Origin of the sequence: Odoribacter sp. AF15-53, assembly GCF_003479425.1 — a bacterium.
In the GTDB taxonomy this organism is placed as follows: domain Bacteria; phylum Bacteroidota; class Bacteroidia; order Bacteroidales; family Marinifilaceae; genus Butyricimonas.
Genome location: NZ_QUHC01000029.1, coordinates 1 through 2637, shown reverse-complemented (window position 1 = coordinate 2637; position 2637 = coordinate 1). Strand labels below are relative to the sequence as shown.

2 protein-coding genes are annotated in these 2637 nt (G+C 49.1%); both read left to right on the top strand.

All coding sequences use genetic code 11. The features are described from left to right. Positions 1–170: 170 nt before the first annotated feature. A complete protein-coding gene (istA, locus tag DWW52_RS20750; protein ID WP_118717864.1) occupies positions 171–1736 on the top strand; it encodes an IS21 family transposase in 1566 nt (521 codons plus the stop codon). Between the two features lie 11 nt (positions 1737–1747). After that, positions 1748–2536 (top strand): IS21-like element helper ATPase IstB, encoded by a 789-nt coding sequence (gene istB / locus DWW52_RS20745; RefSeq protein ID WP_013610662.1) that lies wholly within the window; start codon positions 1748–1750, stop codon positions 2534–2536. Positions 2537–2637: the final 101 nt, after the last annotated feature.

The following is a 2637-nucleotide window of genomic DNA, read 5'->3' as shown; positions in this document are numbered from 1 at the left end:
GACTTTGACCCTTTTGGCCACGCAGGATTGTCCCCTTTGGCTACAATATGATTGACCCTTTTGGCCAAAATCGCATTGACCACTTAGCTTACCTATTGTCATAGATTTTTTTGTGTAGATTTGAGTACCCGAGTCCTGGTGTAACGGGGACGATAATAAAATCTATACAAATGGATAAACGAATCAAAAACATTTTAAGATGTTATGCGGTCGGCATGGGAATCAAGGAAACGGCGTCCACGTTTCATACTTCCCGTAATACTGTCCGCAAGTATGTCCGCTTGTTCCTTTCAAGCGGCAAGAGCATTGAACAGCTTCTTTCCCTGCCCGATGGGCAGTTGGATGAACTATTCGGCTGTACGGAGTCCCGGCATCGGGAACCTTCTTCCAGAAGGATCGAACTGGATGCCTTGCTTCCCGGATATGTATCCCGCCTGTCACGCAAAGGCATGAGTGTCCGAAAACTATTCAAGGAATACCATGCCGAATATCCGGACGGTTTCCGGTTGTCTTCCTTCAAACGGGCTGTCCGTCAGTACAAGTTTCACATCAAGGTCGTCGGTCATGTCGAGCACTATGCCGCAGACCAGATGTATATTGACTTTGCCGGTGACAGGCTTGAAGTCGTTGATGAAATGACAGGTGAGACGAAAAAGGCCGAGGTGTTCGTCGCCATTCTTCCGTTCAGCCATTATACCTACTGCGAGGCCGTATGGTCCCAACGCAAGGAAGACCTGATAAAGGCATGCGAGAATGCCATGCAATATTTTGAAGGCGTTCCTGCGGCTATCGTCCCCGACAATTTGAAGGCGGCCGTTACACGCAGCGACCGCAACGAGCCTGTCATCAATGATGATTTCGCCGCTTTTGCCGAACATTACGGCTGTGCGGTCTATCCTGCCCGTGTACGCCACCCCAAGGACAAGGCCTTGGTTGAAAATGCCGTAAAGCTCCTTTACCGTTCCATTTACCTTGATATGGAGGGAATGACATTCTCCAGCCTGGAGGATCTCAATACCGCTATCCGTATCTCCCTGCTTGATTTCAATGAAAAGGTGATGGCCGGACGGGAGATGTCACGCAAGAAAATGTTCCTTCAGGGAGAGAAGGACTATCTTCGACCGCTTCCCGTGAAACGTTACGTGGTGAAAGAAAGGAAGCTGATGACTGTCGGGAATAACTCTTACGTCTCGTTGTTCAAACACCATTACAGCGTTCCAAAGGAGTATGTAGGCAGGCGCATGACGATTCTCTATGATGCCGACACGGTGGAAATCTACTGTGGCATGAGCCTTGTCGCCACCCATGACCGCTGTGACATTCCTTACGCTTATTCCTGGAAAAAGGAGCACAACCTGCCGGGACACTATGGTCCCTATGACAAGGACTTGGAGGAACTCTTCCGGCGTGCCTCGGAAATAGACAATATTGTATTGAACTATCTACGGGAAGTGGAGCGTGCCATGCAATATCCACCCAAAGCGTTCAGGTCATGCCGTGGCATCCTGACCCTGGAGAAAAAATACGGTCGTGACCGTCTGGTTGCGGCTTGCGCATGTGCGGACCAGAAGTTGCAATACGGATATCAGGCCTTGCGCAAGGTGCTTGAACTGGGAGAAGATGCGGATTTCCTTCCCGATGAGGACGGGAAAGTACAGCCCAACGTGACTTCCCCGGCTCCATTGACCCACAAAAATATACGTGGACGTGAATATTACAGAAAGGACAAACAATAAAACTCATATTTATGGAAGTAAACAATAAAACAGCTCCCGTAACGGGACAACAAGACCAGAATACCATATCACTGGATTTAATGAACCGCATGAAATTGCATGGTATGGCAGAGGCTTTCAGGGAAAGTCTTGCCGGTACCACTCCGCAATCCATGACTGCGGACACGTTCCTTTCCATGCTCCTTGCACGCGAATGGGACTATCGTGCACAGGCTGCCATTGCACGGCTTACCAAGAATGCGGCATTCCGCTACAAGGCCTATATTGAACAGATTGACTATGCCACGAACCGGGGGCTGGAGCGCAACCAGATGGAACGTCTCGCCACCCTTGATTTTGTGCATAAGGCACAGAACCTTTTCATTACCGGTTCTTCAGGAACGGGGAAAAGCTATCTGGCCTGTGCCCTCGGCCACGAAGCATGCAAAAGGGGATTCCGGACCTTCTATGCCAATGCCCCGAAACTGCTCGGTGCGCTGAAAGTCGCCAAAGTCAAAGGTACACTTGAAACGGAACTCAAGAAGATTGAGCGCTGCCAACTACTCATCCTTGACGACCTGTTCATCGTACCGCTTGACGCAAAGGAGCGTCCCATACTGCTTGAAATCATCGAGGACAGGCATGAACGGAAATCCATCATCATCACATCGCAGTACCCATCCTCCAATTGGTATGACATGGTAGGTGACCCGACAATAGCCGATGCAATCCTTGATCGCATCATACATACAGCTCATACCATAGAGCTATATGGTGAAAGTATGCGAAAGTTAAGGTCTAAGAAAAACGAGAAATTTTAAAAGGGTAAAATAAAATTGACCCCCAACACCAGGACTTTAAAGGGTCAATCATATTGTAGCCAAAGGTGGGCAAATCCTGCGTGGCCAAAAGGGTCAAAGTC

Coding starts and splice junctions, on each gene's coding strand:
- istA (WP_118717864.1), top strand. CDS start 171: ATGGATAAACGAATCAAAAACATTTTAAGATGTTATGCGGTCGGCATG.
- istB (WP_013610662.1), top strand. CDS start 1,748: ATGGAAGTAAACAATAAAACAGCTCCCGTAACGGGACAACAAGACCAG.